Source organism: Serinicoccus profundi, assembly GCF_008001015.1.
In the GTDB taxonomy this organism is placed as follows: domain Bacteria; phylum Actinomycetota; class Actinomycetes; order Actinomycetales; family Dermatophilaceae; genus Ornithinicoccus; species Ornithinicoccus profundi.
Genome location: NZ_CP042862.1, coordinates 1,500,421 through 1,521,216 on the forward strand (window position 1 = coordinate 1,500,421; position 20,796 = coordinate 1,521,216).

Sequence of the window (20,796 nt, forward strand, 5' to 3'; positions counted from 1 at the left end):
GTATGTCTGGTGCTCAGCGCGGGGCGAGCAGGGCGTCCAGCACGGCCGATGCGGCGTGGCCGTCGCCGTAGGGCGCGGCGTCGGTCGGCTCGGGGGCCGGGCGGGAGGCAGCCTCACGGACCGCGGGGCCCGGCTCGACCAGGACGTTCCAGCCCAGCTCCACGGTCTCGACCCACTCGGTCTCGGTGCGCACGGTGGTGCACGGGGTGCGCAGCGCGAAGGCCTCCTTCTGGAGGCCGCCGGAGTCGGTGATCACGCCGCGGGCCCGACTCACCGCCCCGACGAGGCGCGGGTAGGCCAGCGGGTCGCGGGTGGTGAGCGAACCGCCCTGCAGGTCCAGCCCGTGCTCGGCGGCCTTGGCCCGCAGACGCGGGTGGGCGAGCAGGACCACCGGGTGGTCGACCTCCTGCAGCGCGGTGATGATGGCGCCCAGCCGGGCCGGGTCGTCGGTGTTCTCCGCACGGTGGATCGTGGCGACGGAGTAGCCGCCCGGCGGCATACCCAGCTCCTCCAGGACCGCGTCGGCATCGACCATCTCGTCGCGGACACGGTAGAGCACGTCGATCATCACGTCTCCGACGACGACCGTCCGCGCCCCCAGCCCCTCGGAGGCCAGGTGGTCGCGCGCCACCTCGGTGGGGGCGAGGAGCAGGTCGGCCGCGTGGTCGGTGAGGACCCGGTTGTGCTCCTCGGGCATCCGCCGGTTGAAGGAGCGCAGGCCGGCCTCCAGGTGCGCGACGGGCACGTGCAGCTTCACCGCGGACAGGGCACCAGCCAGCGTCGAGTTGGTGTCGCCGTAGACCAGAACCCAGTCCGGCCGGTGCTCGGCGAGCACGTCGTCCATCGCCCCGAGGATCGACCCGGTCTGCACGCCGTGGGTGCCCGAGCCGACGCCGAGGTGCACGTCCGGGTCGGGGATCCCGAGGTCGGTGAAGAAGACGTCGGAGAGCATCGGGTCGTAGTGCTGGCCCGTGTGCACGATGACGTGCTCGACCCCGCGGGCGGCGCACTCGTGCGCGATCGGGGCGAGCTTGACGAACTGCGGGCGGGCCCCGACGACGGAGAGGATCTTCACCCGGCCGACTCTAGCCAGCCGCTCGCCCGTCCCGGACAGACGCGGGGTATGCCCGGCGGCGCGGTGGGTCGCTCGGGGCGGGGTAGCGTGCGGGTATGCGCGTCCTGGTCGTGACCACCTGGCTCCCGACCGCGGTGTCTGCCTCCACGGGTGCCTTCGTGGCGCGGGACATCGCCGCGATCGCCGCCCGCCACGAGGTCGTCGTCCTCCACCTCGTGGCCCCGCACCTGGCCGACGCCGACCCGGCTGACGCCGACGCCGACGCCGACGCAGACGTGCGGCAGGCTCCGGGAGTGCTGCACGGCATACCCGTCCAGCAGCTGGTCATGGACGTGCGTCGTCCCGACCACCTGGCCCGTGCTGCGCGTCGCGTGGTGCAGCTGGAGCGCGGCGCCGACCTCGTCCACACCATGGCGATCTCGGCGCTCCTGCCGCTCGCGTCCCGGCGACCCGTCCGGCCCTGGGTGCACACCGAGCACTGGTCGGGCCTGGGGGCGCCCGAGACCCTGACCGCACCGCTGCGTCTGGCCAGGCAGGCGGTGCGACCGCTGCTCTCGCGCCCCGACGTGGTGGCTGTCGTCGGCCCCGACCTGGCGCGGGAGGTGCGCGGGCTGCGCCGTGGCCCGGTGCGGGTCGTGCCCAACATCGTCACCGCTCCCCACCCGGTGAGGCCACGTCACGAGCCGGGGGTCGGTCTGCGGGACCGCGGTCCGCTGCGGCTGGTCGGGGTCGGCGGACTCATCCCGCGCAAGGATCCGGTCAGCGCCGTGCGGGCGGCCGCCGAGCTGCGTTCCCGTGGCATCGACGCGCGGCTGACCTGGGTGGGCGAGGGGGTGCTGCGTGAGGAGGTCGAGCGTGAGGCCCTCGCGCACGGCGTGCCCCTGGAGCTGCTCGGCTCGCTGCCGCCCGAGCAGGTGCAGGAGGTCGTGGGCACGGCCGACGTGTTCCTCCTGCCGACGCGGGCCGAGACCTTCTGCCTCGCGGCCGCCGAAGCGCTCGCCGCCGGGCGGCCGGTCGTCGTAAGCGACGTCGCCGGACCCCGCGAGTTCGTCCGTGCCCCCAGCGGTGCCCTGGTGCATCCCGGCGCCCCCGCCGCCGCCTGGGCCGACGCCGTGGAGACGGTCTGGGCCGACAGCGCGGGGCTGGGCGCGCAGCAGATCGCGGCGCCGATGGTCGAGGGGTTCGGGGAGCGCGCGTATGCCGACCGCATCGAGGCGGTCTACGCCGAGGCCCGGGCGGGCGCATCGACCAGAGCCACAGGTGTCGGGCGATCATCGAGCGAGGTGTCCGAGGGGGAGGGGGCGTCGCCCGGAGGCCAGCCGCAGAGGAGTGGGACCCGGCCGCTCGTCGATGTCGTCATCGCCGTGCACTCGACGCGTCGCCAGGTCGCGCGCGCGGTGCGCTCGGTGCTCGACGGGTCGGGTGAGGTGCCCGTGCGGGTCAGCGTGGTCGCGCACAACCTGCCCCACGACGCGGTGCGCGACCTGCTGCCGGCCGACCTGCGCGAGGACCGGCGGGTGCGGGTGCTCGAGGTGAGCGACGGCATACCGAGCCCGAGCGGCCCCTTCAACGCCGGCCTCGAGGCGAGCAGCGCGCCGTGGGTGGCGATCATGGGCTCCGACGACACCCTCGCCCCCGGTGCGCTCGCCGGGTGGCTGGCCGCCGCGCAGGACCGCGACCCCCGCGACCCCGTCGTCGTGCTGCCGCCGGTGCGCCTGGCCGGGCGCCCCGTGCCCACCCCGCCGTCCAGACCGGCGCGTCGGCGCGGCGCCACCGATCTCATGCGCGACCGGCTGAGCTACCGGTCGGCGCCGCTGGGGCTCATCTCCCGCGGCGCGCTGGGTCTGCCCGGCGCCCGGCTGCACCCCGGCGCGCGGGTGGGGGAGGACCTGCCGATGATGACCGCGCTCTACGCCGGGGCCGAGGTGCTCCTCGCCACGGGAGCCCCGGCATACCTCGTCCACGACGACGCCCCCGACCGCATCACCGCCGACCCGCGGCCGATCCGCGAGCAGCTCCTCACCGCCGACGTGCTCTGGGACCTCCCGTGGATGTCGCGGCTCACCGACGCGCAGTGGCGGGCCGTCGCCACCAAGGTGTTGCGGATCCAGGTCTTTGGTGCGGTCCTCACCCGCCCCGAGCCCGCCTGGTGGACGACCGCTGAGCGGGCGGAGCTGGCGCGAGTGACCCGCCGGGTGCTGGCAGAGGCGCCCGGGTGCGAGGCGCCTCTGAGCCTCGCCGACCACGACCTGCTGCGCGCGGCGCTGGACCCGACCTCGCCGGCGCAGGAGCTGCTGCGCCTGGCCCGGGCCCGTCGGCGCCACGGCGCGCCCCGCACGCTGCTCCCCGGCTCCTGGCGGCACGCGCTGGACCCCGAGGCCCCGCTGCGGTTCATGCCCGCCTCGCTCTGGGCCTCCTTGCGGCGCTGACGCCTCCCCACCGTGGTGGCCCCCTGCTGCTGGGGCGACACCTGCCCACCACGGTGGCGCTGCTCAGCGCGGGAACCGGGCGTCGAGCCAGGCGACGAACTCGGTCTCGACCTCCTCGCGGTTGGTCTCGTTGAAGACCTCGTGCCGCGCACCGGGCCAGATCCGCACGCTGACGTCCTGCATCCCGACGTCGCGGAACATCGCCGCGACGTCGTCAGTGCCGACCGCCCCGCCGACCGGGTCCACCTCACCCGCGACGAGGTGCACCGGCAGGTCCTTGGGCATCTGCGCGGCGACAGCCGGCTCGCTGACCCACCGCAGCCCGGTGAACAGATCGCGGTAGAAGCCGGCCGAGGCGACCGCCCCGGAGAGCTCGTCCGCCTCGTAGGCGTCGACCTGCTCCGGGTCCCGCGACAGCCAGTCGGAGCGGGTGCGGTTGGGCCGGAACTTCGCGTTGTAGGGCCCCATCGTCAGGGCCGTCATGAGCCGGCTCGGCGCCTGCGGCCCCCGCACCCGCGCCTCCAGCGAGGCCACCTGCAGCCCCAGCCACGCGAGCGGGCCAGGGCGGCCCGCGGTGCCGGAGAGCACCAGGGCGGCGAGGCGGTCGCCGTAGCGGGCGGCATAGGCCCGCGCCAGGAACGACCCCATGCTGTGGCCGAGGAGCACCAGCGGGACGCCGGGCAGCTCGGCCCGGATCTGCTCGCTCAGGGCCAGCAGGTCGTCGACGACCGCTGCGAATCCGCCCTCGTCGCCGAGGTGGCCGAGCATCCCGCTCCCGCTCGTCACGGTATGCCCGTGCCCCCGGTGGTCGGGTGCGTACACGGCATACCCGTGGCTGGTGAGGAGGCGGGCGAGGTGGTCGTAGCGCGCGGCGTGCTCGACCATGCCGTGCGCGACGAGGACGACCGCGCGGGGCTCGCCCGTCGGCATCCATCGGCTGACGTGGACCGCGGTGCCGTCCGGAGTGGTCAGGGTGAAGGTCGAGTCGGCCATGCACCGATGATCACCCATGACCCTGGGCGGCGCACGGGGGAGTCGGCCGCCGGTCCCACGACGGCGCCCCACGTATCCTGATCCCGCACGTCTCCCACCCCGGACGGAAGAGGCACGGATGAAGATCGCGGTCGTCGCGATGGGCAAGATCGGGCTGCCGCTGGCGGTGCAGTTCGCGGATGCCGACCCCGCTCACGAGGTCGTGGGGGTCGACGTCGACGCCGCGACGGTCGAGGCCATCAACGCCGGCCGTGAGCCCTTCTCCGGGGAGGCGCACCTGGCCGACAAGCTCGCCGCGCTCGTCCCGGCGGGGCGGCTGCGCGCCACCACCGACTACGCCGACGCGATCCCCGGCGCGGACGCGGTCGTCGTCGTCGTGCCGCTCTTCGTCGACGAGGCCACCGGTGCCCCCGACTTCGGCTGGATGGACGCCGCGACGGCCAGCCTGGCGCCACACCTCACCCCGGGCACCCTCGTGTCCTACGAGACGACGCTGCCGGTCGGGACCACCCGAGAGCGGTGGAAGCCGATGATCGAGGAGCTCTCCGGCCTGCGCGAGTCGGCCGAGGGCGGTTTCCATCTGGTCTTCTCCCCGGAGCGGGTGCTCACCGGGCGGGTCTTCGCCGACCTGCGCCGCTACCCCAAGCTCGTCGGGGGGTTGAGCGAGGCGGGCACCGCCCGCGCCGTGGCGTTCTACGAGTCGGTCCTCACCTTCGACGAGCGCGAGGACCTGCCGCGCCCCAACGGCGTCTGGGACCTCGGCAGCGCCGAGGCCGCCGAGATGGCCAAGCTCGCCGAGACGACCTACCGCGATGTCAACATCGGCCTGGCCAACCAGTTCGCGCGCTTCGCCGACACCGTCGGCATCGACGTCCACAAGGTCATCGAGGCCTGCAACTCCCAGCCCTACAGCCACATCCACCAGCCCGGCATCGCCGTCGGTGGCCACTGCATCCCGGTCTACCCCCGCCTCTACCTCTCGACCGACGCCGACGCGACGGTCGTGCGCACCGCCCGGGAGGCCAACGCCGCGATGCCGGAGTATGCCGTCGCCCGCGCGGAGGCGCTGCTCGGCTCGCTGGAGGGGCTGCGGGTCGTGGTGCTCGGCGCGTCCTATCGCGGCAAGGTCAAGGAGACCGCCTTCTCCGGGATCTTCGCGACCGTCGAGGCGCTGCGCGCCCGCGGCGCGCACGTGCTCGTCCACGACCCGATGTACTCCGCCACCGAGCTCGCCGCCTTCGGCTGGGAGCCCTACGCCTGGGCCGCCGGGGAGCCGGGCGACCCCGTCGATGTCGCGATCGTCCAGGCCGACCACCCCGAGTACGCCCAGCTCGCCGCGAGCGACCTGCCCGGCCTGCGCGTCCTGCTCGACGGGCGGCGCGTCACCGACGCCACCCGCTTCACGGGGGTGCCCCGCCTCACCATCGGCGGGGGCGAGCAGCCGGCCTCATGACCGACGGCGTGGGCTGGGGCTCGGTCGTGCCCGGGATCCTCGGGCTGGCGATCCTCTGGGTGCTGCCGGGGTATGCCGTGCTCCGCGGCCTGGGTGCGCGGGGTCTCCTCGCGCTCGGCGCGGGTCCGGCGGTCACCACCGGGCTGGCCGGGGTGCTGGCCATCGCCTACGCCCTCGTGGGGGTGCCGTGGAGCCTGCTGACCTTCGGTCTGGGGGCGCTCCTCGCCGTGGTGGTGGGCGCGCTGATCGGGGCCGTGCTCGGCACCACCCGGCACCCGTCCGGGGTGACCGTCGCGGGGGAGCGGGCGCTGCGGCATACCGAACGCGGGTGGTTGTCCCTCACCTGGCTGCTCGGCGGTGGTGTCCTCGCGGCCGCGATGATGACGGGGATGGGGCGGGCCGACCAGCCGCCGCAGGCGTGGGACGCCGTCTTCCACCTCAACGCGCTGTGGTTCGTGCGGGAGACGGGCGACGCCAGCTCGTTGGGCGGCCTGGCCCCGATGTACGCCGGTAACGCCGAGCCGTTCTACCCCGCGGTCTGGCACTCGCTCGTGGCGATCGCCCCGGGTTTCTCCGGCGTCACCGAGGCGGCCAACGCCTCCTCGCTCGTCCTCGGCTCGGTCATCTGGATCGCCGGGCTGGTCGCGCTCGCGCGCGTCGTGTGGCCGGCCCGGGCCCTGCCGACGATCCTCGTGCCGGTCCTCGCGGCGACCTACGTCACCTTCCCGGCGATCGCGGTGTCGATGCTGGCGGTCTGGCCCTTCGCCCTCTCCACCGCCTGTGTGCCGGGCACCATCGCGCTGCTCATCGCGGCCGTCCGCGGCGTGCTGTCCTGGCGGATGCACCTCGCGCTCGGGATCGGCCTGGCCTGGGCCGTCGCCGGGGTGGTCCTCGCGCACGCCTCGGGCCTGTTCAGCCTCGCCCTGCTCGCGCTCCCGCTGCTCACCGTGCTGCTCGCCCGCCAGCTGCGTCGGCAGTTCCGCCTCGGTCGTCGGGCGAGCGCCGTGGGCGCCGGGGTGCTCTGGGTGGTCCTCGTCGCCGGCGCCACCGCCTTCCTGCTCACCTTCCCCCCGGTGCTGGCGATCATGGACTACCGGCGCGGCGGGCAGGACTCCTACCTCCCGGGGATGGGCTCGCTGGCCATCGACCACCCGCTCATCTACGTCTACAAGATCACCTCGGTCAACCTCGTCACCACCCTGCTCGTCTGGCTCGGGGTCGTCCTCGCGATCCGGTGGCGGCACGCGCGCTGGCTCGTGGTGTCGCTGCTGGCCGCCGTGGTTCTCACGCTGCTCGCGGCCGGCCCGCCGGACCAGCCGCTGCGGGTGCTCGCCGGGTTCTGGTACACCCAGGCCTCCCGGATCAACCAGCTCCTGCTCATCCCGGCCATCCTGCTCGCCGCCGGTGCCGGGGGGTGGCTCGTCGGGCGGCTCTCGCGCTCCCTGCGGCTGCGGGTGGAGTGGGTCGCCGCCGGGCTCGTCGTCGCCCTCGTCGTCCTGACCTCGGGGCTGCGGTGGACGAGCCAGGTGCAGGTCATGGCCTCGACCTACACCACCTCTCCCATCGCCTGGGGGACGATCCTGGAGCCCGAGGAGATCGCCATGATCGACCGGGCGGCGCAGACGTTGCCCGAGGACGCCGTGGTGCTGGGCGAGCCGGTCGCGGGCTCGCCCTACCTGCTCCACCGAGCCGGTATCGACGTCGTCTTCCCCCAGCTCAGCCCGATCCCGGGCAGCCCGGCACGCGATGTCGTGCTCGACCGCTTCGATGGGTGGGCGAGCGACCCGGAGGTGTGCGAGGCGGTGCGCGAGCTCGGGGTCACGCACGTGTATGCCGACTCCCTCACCTTCGAGGACCCCGCCAACGCCAAGTGGGAGGAGACCTCCCCCGGCCTGCGCAACCTCGACCCCGACGGTGGCCACGGCAGCGGCGCCGACCTCTTGGGCCGTGCCGGCACCGAGGCCACCGAGGAGGCCGAGGAGATCGAGGCGTCCGAGGCGTCGGAAGCTGCGTGGACGCTCCTCGACGAGGGCGGCCACGCCTCCCTGTGGGAGTTCACCGGCTGCGCCTGACCCACCGAGCGGACCACCCCGACCGAGCGCCGCAGATGGTCGCTCTCACGCCCACCGAGCGCCGTAGATGGTCGTACACACCCCCACCGAGCGCCGCAAATGGTCGCCCTCACGCCCACCGAGCGCCGCAGATGGTCGCCCTCAGGAGTCGGCGCGGGCGTTCACCTCGTAGGAGGTGTTGATCGACTCGAAGAAGTTGACGAGCTGGAGGGTGTCGTTGGCGGTCGCCATCCACTTGGCCGGGTTCGCGACGCCATACTCCGGCTCGAACCCGAGCTCCTCGAGCCGCCGGTCGGCGAGGTACTTCACGTAGGTGTTGATGTAGTCGGCGTTGAGCCCGAGGATGCCGGTCGGCAGCATCTCGCGGTTGTATGCCTCCTCCAGCTCGACGGCGTGGAGCACCATGCCGCGGATCTCCTCCGCGAACTCCGGGGTCGCGACGTCGGGATTCTCGTCCAGCACCGTGAGGATGAGGTTGATCCCGAACTTCAGGTGCAGGCTCTCGTCGCGCACGATCCAGTCGATGAGCGAGCCGAAGTTGCGCAGCAGGTTGCGCTGCCGGAAGCTCAGCGCGACCATGAAGCCGGAGTAGAACCAGATGCCTTCGAGGATGACGTTGTAGGCCACGAGGTTGCGCACGAAGTCCTGCTTGCCCTCCGTCGTGCCGATGTCGAGCGTCTGCTCGGTCATCCGCCGGATGAAGCGGACCTCGAACTCCTCCTTCGCGGCCATCGAGGGCACCTCGACGTGCGAGTTGTAGGCGGACTCGCGGTCGATGGGGAAGGTCTCCAGGACATACTCAAAGGCCATGCAGTGGTTGGCCTCTTCCCACATCTGTTTGGCGAGGTAGAGGTGGCACTCGGCGGCGTTGACATAGGGGTAGACGCCGAACGCGAGCGCCTTGTTGACGAGCAGCTCGTTGGGGTTGAAGTAGGACATGAGGAAGGTCAGCGCGTGCCGCTCGTCCTCGCTCATCCGCTCGAAGTCGCCGAGGTCCTCGCCGAGCTGCACCTCGTGGGGGAACCACGTGTTGGCCACGGCCTGGTCGTAGAGCTCCATCGCCCAGGGGTAGGTCACCGGCTTGAGCAGCAGGCCTTCCTGGATGCCGGTGCCGAGGATGCTGGTGCGGGTGTCGAGGGTGTCGGTCATGGGGTCGTCTCCTTCGGGAGGTCGGGTATGCGGGTCGCTGAGTCGGGGGTCGCCGACAGGATGGTCACTGGCCGGGAGGTCACTGGCAGGAGTCGCACTGCAGGCGCTCCATGGGGTCGATCGGGCACTGCTCGCCGTCGACCTCCTCGACGACCGACAGCGGCATGGGGGTCGACGCAGCCATCGCGGTCGTCGGGGCTGCCGAGGTCGTCCTCGCGGACGTGGCTCCGAATCCGCGTCGCGGGGCGCCGCCCCCGGTCGGGGTCGACTGGGTCGCCTTGTTGACCTTGACCGTCGACTGCTCGGCGGTGTGCCGCGGCATCATGTGCAGGTAGTAGGTCGTCTTGACCCCCATCCGCCACGCCGCGGAGTAGAGCTCGGCCATCGAGCCGACATCGCGGCTCGCGAGGTAGATGTTGCGGCTGATGGCCTGGTCGATCCACTTCTGCGCCCGGGCCGCGACGTGCAAGAAGGCGTAGGGGGAGAGCTGGAAGCTCGTGCGATAGATCTCCTGCAGCGCGGCCGGCACCCCCTCGACCTTCGACAGGTCGCCCTGGTGACGCAGGAGGTCCTCCCTGACCTGCTCCCACAGGCCGAGCTCTCGGAGGTCCGCGACGAGGTTGCGGTTGACCTCGAGGAACTTCCCGGCGCTGGTGGCCCGGCTGAAGATCTGGCTGAACTGCGGGTCCAGCCCCGGCGTGGTGCCCGCGACCAGCCCGATGGAGGCCGTCGGTGCGATCGCCATGAGCGTGGAGTTGCGCAGGCCTTCACGCACCTTCTCCCGCAGGGCGTCCCAGTCCATGCGGGAGCCGCGGTCGACCTCGACGGTCAGCCCCCGGTCTGCCTCCAGCAGCGCGATCGTGTCGATCGGCACCAGCCCCTGGCTCCAGCGCGACCCCTCGAAGGTCGGGTATGCGCCCCGCTCACGGGCCAGGTCGGCGCTGGCGTCGATCGCGTGCCAGGAGACGAACTCCACGAGCCTGTCGATGAGGTCGCAGGCCTCGGTCGACTCGTAGGACAGGCCCATCCGCTCGACGACGTCGGTGAACCCCATGACGCCCAGGCCCAGGGCGCGGTTCTGCTCGTTGGAGTGCTCCGACTCGGGCACCGAGCTGATGGTGATGTCGATGAGGTTGTCGAGCTGGCGCACCGCGAGGCGGGTGGAGCGCGCGAGCCGGTCCCAGTCGATGCTCACCTCACCCTGGCTGTGCCGGCCGTGGACGTGCCGGGAGAGGTTGACCGAGGCGAGGTTGCAGACCGAGACGTTGTCGCGGTCCTGAGGCAGCGTGATCTCGGTGCAGAGGTTGGAGGAGTGGATCGTCCCGGTGTTGTCGTTGAGGGCACGGGTGTTGATCGAGTCCTTCCACGTCAGCCAGGGGTGGCTCGTCGTCTGGAGCGAGACGAGGATGGCCTTCCACTGCTCGCGGGCGCGCAGCTTCTTGTGGCGCAGCCCCCCGGCCCGCGCCCGGGCGACGTGGGCGGCATACCGGCGGGAGAAGTCGGCGCCGGTCGCCTCGACGAGGTCGGGGGTGTCGAGCGGGTCGAAGAGGAACCACTCGTCGTCGGCGGCCACCCGCTTCATGAACTCGTCGCTGAGCCAGACCGCGGTGTTGGCGGTCCGGGTGCGGCGGTAGGGGTCGCCGGAGTTCTGCCGCAGGTCGAGGAAGCCTGGGAAGTCGAGGTGCCAGTTCTCGAGGTAGAAGCACAGCGCCCCGAACTTCTTGCCGCCCCGGCTCACGGCGCGCAGCGTCGAGTCGATGGTGTGCATGAAGGGGATGGGCCCGGTGGAGGAGGTGTTGTTGGACCGGATGGGGCTTCCCTCGCAGCGCAGCTTGGACACCGACATCCCGATGCCGCCGGTACCCTTGGTCAGCCACATGACGTCGCGCACGCTCTTGGCGATGTGCTCGATGTCATCCTCCATCTGCATGACGAAGCAGTTCGACAGCTGGCTGTATGCCGTGCCGGCGTTGACCAGGGTCGAGCCGGCGGCGAGGTACTCCAGCCGGGACATCGCGTCGTAGAACTCGAGCGCGGCGTGGGTCGGGTCGTCCTCGGTGAGCGCCAGGCCCATCGCGACCCGCATCCAGAAGAACTGCGGGGTCTCCAGGACGGTCCTCGCGGGGTCGGCGTCGGTGAGGGCATACCTCGTGCGCAGGGTCTGGGCGCCGACGTAGCGCAGCAGGTCGTCCCGGCCCGGGTCGAGGGCCCCGGCGAGGCGCTCGAGGTCGAAGAGCTCGGTGAGCCGCGGGTCGAGGAGCCCGCGCCGCACGCCCTGGGCGACGGCGCCGGGGAAGTACTGCCGGTGCTTGGCCCGGATGACGTCCGGGTCGTCCTCGCCGAGCAGGTCGCGGGTGTCGCCGAAGACGGCCTTGTACATCGTCTTGACCAGCAGCCGGGAGGCGATGGTGTCGTAGGCCGGGTCGTCCTTGACGTTCTGCAGCGCGACGCCGATGACGGCCTGGTCGAGCTGCTCGCTGGTGATCCCGTCGAAGAGCGTGATCGCCAGCTCGGCCTGGAGCTGGGTGCTGCGGAGCACCGCATCCTCCAGCCCCGCGGCCGCTGCCTCGATGGATCGCGCGATCTCGTGCCCGTCGTAGGGCACTGCGCTGCCGTCGCGCTTGATGACGGTGATGGTGGCCATGGGTTACCCCTCGTGAACTCGGTCCTGCTGCGGGACGCGCCCGGACCGGCGGGAGGGGGAGGGGTATGCCGCGGCCACCGCCTGCGCGGTCGTCGGAGCCAGCCCCAGACCGTCCCTCGCGGTCACGAGCCACGGGCACCGTCGGGGCGCCCGTGCACTGGCAGGTCTTCGGACTCACGGGCGACCGGCTGTCTCGAGGAGACACCCGGGCCTACTGGTCGCGGCTTCCCACACCCGGCAAGGGGCGCAGTGCTGTCGTTGCGACGGTCGTTCCCGTTCACCGCTGCGGGGCAGTCCCGGGTTTCCACCGGGTTCCCTCTTGCGACGACCACGGTCACCGGGAGCTCCGAGGACCGCAGCCGAACCAGCTGCGTGCGCCACTATATACAGAAGAATCACACCGATGTAACCCCACATCTTGTATCCCGACCCTGACCCCGACCCAGCGCCGCAGATGGTTGCTCTCACCCCGACCGGGCGTCGCAGATGGTCGTTCTCACCCCGACCGAGCGCCGCAGATGGTTGCTCTCACCCCGACCGAGCGCCGCAGATGGTTGCTCTCACCCCGACCGAGCGCCGCAGATGGTCGCTCTCACCCCGACCGGGCGTCGCGGATGGTTGCGTCCTGACAGACTGGCCCCGTGGACTTCTACAGCGCCTACGACCAGGGCTTCGCCCGCATCGCTGCCTGCACGCTGCCGGTCTCGATCGCCGACCCCGCGACCAACGCGACGCGCACCGCCGAGGTGGTCCGCGAGTGCCACGACGAGGGGGTCGCGGTCGCGATCTTCCCCGAGCTCGGGCTGTCCGGGTATGCCCTCGAGGACCTGCTGCTGCAGGAGCCGGTGCTCGAGGCGTGCGTCGGCGCGCTGTGGTCGCTCGCCGAGCAGACGCGCGACCTGCTGCCGGTGGTCGTCGTCGGCGCACCGCTGCGGCACCGCAACCGGCTCTACAACTGCGCCGTCGTCCTGCACCGCGGCGAGATCCTCGGCGTGGCCCCGAAGTCCTACCTGCCGAACTACCGCGAGTTCTACGAGAAGCGCCACTTCGCCGCCGGCGCCGGCACCGACGGACAGACCATCCGGCTCGCGCGGCCGGAGACGACCATCCGCGACGCCCGGTCGGTCCAGGGGCAACCATCTGCGACGCCCGGTGGGGCTGAGGGCGACCATCTGCGACGCTCGGTGGGGGAGGTGGAGGTGCCGTTCGGGCCCGACCTGCTCTTCCGCGCCGTCGACGTGCCGGGGCTGGTGCTGCACGTCGAGGTCTGCGAGGACGTCTGGGTGCCCGTGCCGCCCTCGGCCGAGGCGACCCTCGCGGGAGCGACCGTCGTCGCCAACCTCTCCGGCAGCCCGATCACCGTCGGCAAGTCCGCCCAGCGGCACAACCTCACCGCCGAGGCGAGCTCGCGGATGCTCTGCGCCTACGCCTACGCCGCCGCGGGGGAGGGTGAGTCCACCACCGACCTGTCCTGGGACGGCCAGACGATGATCCACGAGCTCGGCGAGCTGCTGGCCGAGTCCGAGCGCTTCGCCGCCGGTGCCCACCGCAGCGTCGCCGATGTCGACCTCGTCCGCATCCGCGCCGACCGGGCCCGCCAGGGCAGCTTCGACGACAACGCCCTCGCCCTCGGCGAGCGCCTCTCCCGCTTCCGCACCATCGACCTCGTGCTCGACCCGCCCCGGAGCGACATCGGGCTCCGCCGGGTCGTCGACCGCTTCCCGTTCGTGCCCGACGACCCAGCGCTGCTCGCCCAGGACTGCTACGAGACGTTCAGCATCCAGGTCAGCGGCCTCGCGCAGCGGCTCGCCGCGATCGGCGACCCCAAGGTCGTCATCGGTGTCTCGGGCGGCCTCGACTCGACCCAGGCGCTCATCGTCGCCGCCCGGGCGATGGACCGCGCCGGCCGCCCGCGCAGCGACATCCTCGCCTTCACCATGCCCGGCTTCGCCACGAGCGAGCACACCAAGGACAACGCGACCGAGCTCGCGACCTCCCTCGGCGTGACCTTCGAGGAGATCGACATCCGGCCGATGGCCCGGCAGATGCTCGAGGACCTCGGCCACCCCTTCGCCGGTGGTGAGCCGGTCTACGACGTCACCTTCGAGAACGTCCAGGCCGGGCTGCGCACGGACTTCCTCTTCCGCGCCGCCAACCAGCGCGGCGGCATCGTCCTGGGCACCGGCGACCTCTCCGAGCTCGCGCTCGGCTGGTGCACCTACGGCGTGGGTGACCAGATGTCGCACTACACCGTCAACTCCGGTCTGGCCAAGACCCTCATCCAGCACGTCATCCGCTGGGTGGTCGGCGAGGGGATGTTCGACGCGCGCACCGGCGAGGTGCTCACCTCCATCCTCGACACCGAGATCACCCCCGAGCTCGTGCCGGCGGGCGAGGACGGCAAGGTCCAGTCCACCCAGGACACGATCGGCCCCTACGAGCTCCAGGACTTCACCCTCCACCACGTCATCCGCTTCGGTATGCCGCCCAGCCGGGTGGCCTTCCTCGCCTGGCACGCGTGGCGGGACGCCGGGGAGGGGCCGTGGCCTCCGGGGTTCCCCGAGGAGGGCCGCAACGCCTACGACCTGGCGACGATCCGGCGCTGGCTCATGCTCTTCGTCGAGCGCTTCTTCGCCTTCAGCCAGTTCAAGCGCTCGGCGCTGCCCAACGGGCCCAAGGTGTCCTCGGCCGGGGCGCTGTCGCCGCGCGGCGACTGGCGCGCGCCCTCGGACGCCAACGCCCGGGTGTGGCTCGCCGAGCTGGAGGAGCACGTCCCCCGCGCCTGAGTGCCGCGCCCGAGGATCCCTCACCGCCATCGGTCCTGTCCGCATACCGTGCGGTCGGCGGGCAGGATGCCCGCAGCCGCGCCGGTCGGGGGCTCTCGTTTGACGCATCGTCCATGCCGTGGAATAAGGTTAGGCATAATTCTTGCTTACCGATGAGCAGGCACACCGACATGGGTGCCTGCTCGCACTGTGACTGGACGGAACGCTTCACCAGATGACGACACACGAGCAGACGGACCTCCCGTTGATCGTCGAGGGCCCGCTGTCCGACAACGAGCGCCTCAAGCGGGAGAGCAACTTCCTGCGCGGGACGATCGCCGAGGACCTGCAGGACCAGATCACCGGTGGCTTCAGCCCGGACAACTTCCAGCTGATCCGCTTCCACGGGATGTACCAGCAGGACGACCGCGACATCCGGGCCGAGCGCGCCCAGCAGAAGCTCGAGCCGCTCATCAACGTCATGGTCCGGGCGCGCGTCCCCGGCGGCGTCATCACGCCCGAGCAGTGGCTGGCCGTCGAGGACTGGGCCGAGAAGCACACGATGTACGGCTCGGTCCGCCTGACCACCCGCCAGACCTTCCAGTTCCACGGGGTCTTCAAGCCGGAGATCAAGGACACCCACCAGGCGATCAACGCCGTCGGGATCGACTCGATCGCCACGGCCGGCGACGTCAACCGCAACGTGCTCTGCTCCACCAACCCGATGGAGTCTCAGCTGCACGCCGAGGTCTACGACTGGGTCCACGCGGATCTCCGAGCACCTGCTGCCCCGCACCAAGGCCTACGTCGAGATCTTCCTCGACCACGAGCTGGCCCGGACCACCGAGGAGCCGGTGCTGGGGGAGACCTACCTGCCCCGCAAGTTCAAGACCACCGTGTCCCTGCCGCCGGACAACGAGGTCGACGTCAACGCCAACGACCTCAACTTCGTGGGGATCGTCGAGGACGGCGAGCTGGTCGGCTGGAACGTCCTCGTCGGCGGCGGCCTGGCGATGACCCACGGCGACACGTCCACCTACCCCCGCACCGCGGACGACTTCGGCTTCATCCCGCTGGAGCACACGCTGGCCGTCGCCGAGCACGTCGTCACCGTGCAGCGCGACTGGGGCAACCGGGTCAACCGCAAGAACGCCAAGACGAAGTACACCCCTCGACCGGGTCGGCCCCGACGTCTTCAAGGCCGAGGTCGAGCGCCGGGCGGGCGTGACCTTCGAGCCCTCGCGGCCCAATACCTTCACCTCCCGCGGCGACCGGTTCGGCTGGGTCAAGGGCCACGACGGCGCCTGGCACCTCACGCTCTTCATCCTCAACGGCCGCGTCCGCGACGAGGAGGGCAGCCCGATCAAGACCGGCCTGCGCAAGATCGCCGAGGTCCACCAGGGCCACTTCCGGCTCACCGCCAACCAGAACCTCATCGTCGCCGACGTCCCGGCCGCAAAGAAGCGCACGATCGAGAAGATCGCCCGCGAGCACGGCCTCATCGACGACACCACGACCCCGCAGCTGCGCAACTCCATGGCCTGCGTGTCCTTCCCCACCTGCCCGCTGGCGATGGCCGAGTCCGAGCGCTTCCTGCCCGGCTTCGTCACCCAGGTCGAGCAGCTGCTCGTCAAGCACGGCATCCCGGACGACCACGTCGTGCTCCGGGTCTCCGGCTGCCCCAACGGCTGCTCCCGCGCGATGCTCGCCGAGGTGGGTCTCGTGGGCAAGGGCCCGGGCAAGTACAACCTCCACCTCGGTGGTGACCGCATCGGCACCCGCGTGCCGAAGCTCTACCGGGAGAACGTCAGTCCCGAGGTGATCCTCGAGGAGCTGGACCACCTCATCGGCGCCTGGGTCGCCGGGCGCGAGGAGGCCGAAGGCTTCGGGGACTTCCTCATCCGCACCGGGGTCGTGGCCGAGGTCACCGTCTCCCGCACCGACTTCTACGCATGACCAGCCGAGAGGACACACCATGAGCGCTCTCGCTCGCACCGACGGCGTCTGCACCACCCTCCCGCTCCTGCCGCACGACCTCGAGCAGGCCGCGACCAGGCTGGAGGACAGCAGTGCCCAGGACCGCATCGACTGGGCCCTGCAGCACCTGCCCGGAGGGTATGCCGTGACGTCGAGCTTCGGCGTCCAGTCGGCCGTCATGCTCCACCTCATGACGCGCTCCGTGCCGGACCTGCCGGTCCTGCTCTTCGACACCGGCTACCTCTTCCCGGAGACCTACCGTTTCATCGACGAGCTCACCGAGCGGCTCGACCTCAACCTGCACGTCTACCGCTCCGAGCTCTCCCCGGCCTGGCAGGAGGCGCGCTTCGGCCGGCTCTGGGAGCAGGGCGCCGAGGGCATCACGGAGTACAACCGGATCAACAAGGTCGAGCCGATGCAGCGCGCGATGAACGAGCTCGGCATCAGCACGTGGTTCAGCGGGCTGCGTCGCGAGCAGTCCTCCGGTCGTGCGGACCGGCAGCCGGTCGAGAAGCAGAACGGCCGCGTCAAGGTGCACCCCATCGTCGACTGGAGCAACCGCGACGTGCACCGCTACCTCACCGAGCACGACCTGCCCTACCACCCGCTCTTCCACGACGGCTACCTCAGCATCGGCGACACCCACACGACCCAGCGTGCGGGCGAGGACCTGGACGCCGAGGGCTCGCGCTTCTTCGGCCTCGTCCGCGAGTGCGGTCTGCACGTGGAGCAGGAGGGGGCCTGAGGATGACGACCACCTCCCAGCTGCTCGAGACCGCCAGCCCGCTCTCGCCCGAGCAGCACCAGCGCTTCGTCGAGCTGGCCTCCACGCTGACGCCCCTGCAGAAGGTCTGGCTCAGCGGCTACCTCGCCGGGAGCACCGAGGGCGCCCAGGTGACCGGTCCTGCCGCCGCGGCCTCGGCCGAGCAGGCCACCCTCACGGTGCTCTACGGCTCGCAGACCGGCAACGCCAAGCACGTCGCCGGTGACCTCGCCGAAGCCGCCCGGGCCCGCGGCCTCACCGTGTCGCTCACCGACATGGCCGACTACAAGCCGACCCAGCTCAAGCACGAGAAGTTCCTCACCGTCGTCGTGTCCACCCACGGCGAGGGCGACCCGCCGGAGAGCGCGGAGAAGCTGCACGCCTTCCTCGCCTCCAAGAAGGCGCCGGACCTCAGCGGCGCCCAGGTCACCGTGCTCGGGCTGGGCGACTCCAGCTATGAGTTCTACTGCCAGGCCGCCGTCGACTTCGAGGACCGCCTGCGCGCCCTTGGGGCCGGTGTCGTCGCCGAGCGTCTCCTGCTCGACGTCGACTACGAGGACCAGATCGCCGGCTGGGTGGAGAGCACCCTCGACGTCTTCGAGCCCGAGCTCAACGCCGTCGCCCCCGCCGGGGGCACCGTCGTGCAGATGCCGGGTCTCGCGGCCGCGTCGCCGGCGGCATACTCGCGGCGCAGCCCCTTCCTCGCCGAGATCACCGAGGTCCAGAAGATCACTGGCCGGACCAGCACCAAGGACGTCCGGCACGTCGAGATCTCGCTCGAGGGCTCGGGGCTGACCTACCAGCCCGGCGACTCCCTCGGCGTCTTCTTCCGCAACGACCCCGAGGCTGTCGAGGCGATGCTCGCGGTCCTGGAGCTGGACGGTGCGCAGGAGATCACCCTCGGCGAGACCACCAGGCCGCTGCGCGAGGCCCTCCTAGAGGACCTCGAGCTCACCCAGTCCTACCCCGGCTTCGTGCAGAAGTATGCCGAGGCGGCCGGCCTCGCGACGCTGGCCGAGCTGGCGCAGGACAAGGCGGCGCTGCGCACCTTCCTGGAGGATCGCCAGATCTACGACATCGTGCACGAGCACCCGGCGCCGATCGAGGCCCAGCAGCTCGTCGACGCCCTGCGCAAGATGCAGCCGCGGCTCTACTCCATCGCCTCCAGCCAGCAGGAGGTGGAGGACGAGGTGCACCTCACGGTCGGCGTCGTCGAGTGGGAGGGCTTCGGCCGGGAGCACCTCGGCGGCTGCTCGGGGCACGTGCGGCGTTCGCTCGAGGGTGACCAGGTCAAGGTCTACGTCGAGGAGGGCGAGCACTTCCGGCTGCCGCAGGACCCCTCGGTGCCGGTCATCATGGTCGGCCCGGGCACCGGGATCGCCCCCTTCCGCGCCTTCCTGCAGGAGCGGGAGGCCCACGGCGCGGACGGCGACAACTGGCTGATCTTCGGCAACCCCCACTTCACCCAGGACTTCCTCTACCAGGTCGAGATGCAGGGCTACCTCAAGTCGGGTCTCCTGACCCGGATGGACGTCGCCTTCAGCCGCGACCAGGCCGAGAAGATCTACGTCCAGGACCGGCTGCGCCAGGGCGGTGCCGAGGTCTACGACTGGCTCGAGCGCGGCGCGCACGTCTACGTCTGCGGTGACGCCAACCGGATGGCCAAGGACGTGCACGCCGCCCTCGTCGACATCGTCGCCGAGCACCGCCGGGTGGACCAGGAGGGCGCCGAGGACTACCTCGCCGGGCTCCGCGACGCCCGCCGCTACCAGAAGGACGTCTACTAGGTCAGCCCACCCACTGGCCGCGCTCGGTCAGGACGTCCTTGAGCAGGTCGGCGCGGTCGGTCATGATCCCGTCGACCCCGAGGTCGAGCAGGCGGTGCATCTCCACCGGGTCGTTGATGGTCCAGACGTGGACGAGCTTGCCGATCTCGTGTGCCGCGGCGAGCGTCGTCGGCGTGACCACCTCGAGGCCGTGGTGCTGGGGTGGCACCTGCAGCGCATCGACCGAGCGCAGCGCCCGCGCGGCGACGGAGGCCCGGATGAGGTGCGGGAGCTCGGCCGCGGCGCGGAAGGACGCGGTGCTGCGCTGCCCGGCCGAGGTCGCGACGGGGCGGGTCAGCCTCATGACGGCGGCGTCGCGGCGCTGGTCGGAGAAGCTGGTGACGCAGACCCGGCCGTGGGCCTTGGTGCGCTCGATGACCTGCACGAGCGGCACGATCGCCCCCGGCGTCTTGATGTCGATGTTGACGCGCACGTCCGGGAAAGCCCCGAGGAGCTCCTCCAGCTGCGGCACCGGCTCCTGCCCGGCGATGAGGGCCCGCGAGACCTCCCTCCAGGACAGCTCGGGGATGGCTCCGCGGCGGTCGGTGACGCGGTCGAGGGTCTCGTCGTGGAAGGCGACGACCACCCCGTCCCGCGTGGCGTGCACATCGGTCTCGACGTAGCGGTAGCCCAGCTCGACGGCGGCAGCGAAGGCGGGCATGGAGTTCTCCAGCCCCGCCCCGGTCGGGTCGAACCCCCGGTGAGCCATGGCGATCGGACCAGGGTGGTCCAGGTATGGCGTGCGCACGATCCGAGCGTACTGGCTCGGGACCGCTAGACCTCGGTCGTCGGCGGCTCGCCGACCGACGTGGCGGGGTCCTGGGGCACGAGGGCGTGGACCCCCTCGAGGATCTCGTCCGGGCGGAACGGGTAGGTCGCCAGGCTGGCCGGGTCGCTGATGCCGGTCATGACCAGCACCGTGTGCAGGCCGGCCTCCATCCCGGCGACGATGTCGGTGTCCATCCGGTCACCGATCATCCCGGTGGTCTCGCTGTGCGCGCCGATCTTGTTGAGCGCGGAGCGGAACATCATCGGGTTCGGTTTGCCGACGACGTAGGGCTCGCGGCCGGTGGCCTTGGTGACCAGGGCGCTGATGGCCCCGGTGGCCGGCAGGACACCGTCGGCGCTGGGCCCGGTCGCGTCCGGGTTGGTGGCGATGAAGCGGGCCCCGTCACGGACCAGCCGGACCGCCGTGGTGATGGCCTCGAAGGAGTACTGCCGGGTCTCGCCGAGGACGACGAAGTCCGGGTCGTGCTCGGTCATCGTGAAGCCCGCCTCGTGCAGGGCGGTGATGATCCCGGCCTGACCGACGACGTAGGCCGAGCCGCCCGGCTTCTGGTCGGCCAGGAAGTCGGCGGTCGCCAGGGCACTGGTCCAGATCCGGTGCTCGGGCACCGGCAGCCCGGAGGCCTGCAGTCGGGCGGCGAGGTCGCGCGCCGTGAACATCGAGTTGTTCGTCAGCACGAGATAGGGGGTATGCGTCTCGTTCCAGTGGTCGATGAGCTCCCGTGCCCCCGGGAGCGGGTGGTTCTCATGGACGAGCACGCCGTCCATGTCGGTCAGCCAGCACTCGATGTCCTCGCGGGTACGCACACACCCAGCGTAGTGCTGCTCTGTTGCCCCACGTTGCGCCGAGATGACCGGCCGGTG

The 20,796-nt window shown here is 71.5% G+C and carries 14 protein-coding genes, 2 pseudogenes and 1 riboswitch; of the genes and pseudogenes, 9 read left to right on the plus strand and 7 right to left on the minus strand.

From position 1 onward, the window contains the following. Nucleotides 1-13: 13 nt before the first annotated feature. Nucleotides 14-1,075, minus strand: coding sequence for a non-hydrolyzing UDP-N-acetylglucosamine 2-epimerase (gene wecB, locus FA582_RS06870; RefSeq protein ID WP_010146884.1), 1,062 nt, complete (start codon nucleotides 1,073-1,075; stop codon nucleotides 14-16). Nucleotides 1,076-1,170: 95 nt separating this feature from the next. Here wecB and FA582_RS06875 point away from each other — a divergent pair, with 95 nt between their 5' ends. Beyond that, nucleotides 1,171-3,504, plus strand: coding sequence for a glycosyltransferase (locus FA582_RS06875; RefSeq protein ID WP_010146883.1), 2,334 nt, complete (start codon nucleotides 1,171-1,173; stop codon nucleotides 3,502-3,504). A 63-nt stretch (nucleotides 3,505-3,567) separates the two neighbouring features. Here FA582_RS06875 and FA582_RS06880 read toward each other — a convergent pair whose 3' ends face one another. Continuing rightward, nucleotides 3,568-4,497: an alpha/beta hydrolase gene (locus FA582_RS06880; RefSeq protein WP_010146882.1), complete on the minus strand. Its 930-nt coding sequence runs from the start codon at nucleotides 4,495-4,497 to the stop codon at nucleotides 3,568-3,570. A gap of 118 nt (nucleotides 4,498-4,615) precedes the next feature. Here FA582_RS06880 and FA582_RS06885 point away from each other — a divergent pair, with 118 nt between their 5' ends. Together FA582_RS06885 and FA582_RS06890 are read left to right on the plus strand one after the other, a co-directional pair. Continuing rightward, entirely contained in the window at nucleotides 4,616-5,950 is a 1,335-nt protein-coding gene (locus FA582_RS06885; protein WP_010146881.1) for a nucleotide sugar dehydrogenase, read from the plus strand. Beyond that, nucleotides 5,947-8,022: a DUF6541 family protein gene (locus FA582_RS06890; protein ID WP_010146880.1), complete on the plus strand. Its 2,076-nt coding sequence runs from the start codon at nucleotides 5,947-5,949 to the stop codon at nucleotides 8,020-8,022. Before FA582_RS06885 ends, FA582_RS06890 begins: the two co-directional genes overlap by 4 nt. Nucleotides 8,023-8,163: 141 nt before the next feature. Here FA582_RS06890 and FA582_RS06895 read toward each other — a convergent pair whose 3' ends face one another. From FA582_RS06895 to FA582_RS17405, 3 genes are all read right to left on the minus strand, one after another. Next, nucleotides 8,164-9,171 carry a ribonucleotide-diphosphate reductase subunit beta gene (locus FA582_RS06895; RefSeq protein WP_010146879.1) on the minus strand — a complete coding sequence of 336 codons (1,008 nt, stop codon included), beginning with the start codon at nucleotides 9,169-9,171 and terminating at the stop codon, nucleotides 8,164-8,166. Nucleotides 9,172-9,250: 79 nt separating this feature from the next. Next, nucleotides 9,251-11,815, minus strand: coding sequence for a ribonucleoside-diphosphate reductase subunit alpha (locus FA582_RS06900; RefSeq protein WP_010146878.1), 2,565 nt, complete (start codon nucleotides 11,813-11,815; stop codon nucleotides 9,251-9,253). A gap of 3 nt (nucleotides 11,816-11,818) precedes the next feature. Continuing rightward, a complete protein-coding gene (locus FA582_RS17405; protein ID WP_272941901.1) occupies nucleotides 11,819-11,941 on the minus strand; it encodes a hypothetical protein in 123 nt (40 codons plus the stop codon). A gap of 33 nt (nucleotides 11,942-11,974) precedes the next feature. After that, a riboswitch (cobalamin riboswitch) is annotated at nucleotides 11,975-12,154 on the minus strand. 302 nt (nucleotides 12,155-12,456) lie between these two features. Here FA582_RS17405 and FA582_RS06905 point away from each other — a divergent pair. From FA582_RS06905 to FA582_RS06920, 6 genes and pseudogenes are all read left to right on the plus strand, one after another. Further along, nucleotides 12,457-14,601: an NAD(+) synthase gene (locus tag FA582_RS06905; RefSeq protein ID WP_010146877.1), complete on the plus strand. Its 2,145-nt coding sequence runs from the start codon at nucleotides 12,457-12,459 to the stop codon at nucleotides 14,599-14,601. 460 nt (nucleotides 14,602-15,061) lie between these two features. Next, nucleotides 15,062-15,178: pseudogene (locus FA582_RS17790) on the plus strand (hypothetical protein); the annotation flags it as partial. Nucleotides 15,179-15,392: 214 nt separating this feature from the next. Then, nucleotides 15,393-15,689: pseudogene (locus FA582_RS17795) on the plus strand (sulfite reductase subunit beta); the annotation flags it as partial. A gap of 115 nt (nucleotides 15,690-15,804) precedes the next feature. Continuing rightward, entirely contained in the window at nucleotides 15,805-16,536 is a 732-nt protein-coding gene (locus FA582_RS17800; RefSeq protein WP_238705466.1) for an assimilatory sulfite reductase (NADPH) hemoprotein subunit, read from the plus strand. A gap of 19 nt (nucleotides 16,537-16,555) precedes the next feature. Then, nucleotides 16,556-17,302: a phosphoadenylyl-sulfate reductase gene (locus FA582_RS06915; RefSeq protein WP_010146875.1), complete on the plus strand. Its 747-nt coding sequence runs from the start codon at nucleotides 16,556-16,558 to the stop codon at nucleotides 17,300-17,302. 2 nt (nucleotides 17,303-17,304) lie between these two features. Continuing rightward, nucleotides 17,305-19,107: an assimilatory sulfite reductase (NADPH) flavoprotein subunit gene (locus tag FA582_RS06920; RefSeq protein ID WP_010146874.1), complete on the plus strand. Its 1,803-nt coding sequence runs from the start codon at nucleotides 17,305-17,307 to the stop codon at nucleotides 19,105-19,107. A gap of 1 nt (nucleotide 19,108) precedes the next feature. Here FA582_RS06920 and FA582_RS06925 read toward each other — a convergent pair whose 3' ends face one another. Next, complete coding sequence (locus FA582_RS06925; RefSeq protein ID WP_010146873.1) at nucleotides 19,109-19,894, minus strand: glycerophosphodiester phosphodiesterase family protein; 786 nt, start codon at nucleotides 19,892-19,894, stop codon at nucleotides 19,109-19,111. Nucleotides 19,895-19,920: 26 nt separating this feature from the next. Continuing rightward, nucleotides 19,921-20,739 carry an HAD-IIA family hydrolase gene (locus tag FA582_RS06930; protein WP_010146872.1) on the minus strand — a complete coding sequence of 273 codons (819 nt, stop codon included), beginning with the start codon at nucleotides 20,737-20,739 and terminating at the stop codon, nucleotides 19,921-19,923. Nucleotides 20,740-20,796 lie beyond the last annotated feature (57 nt).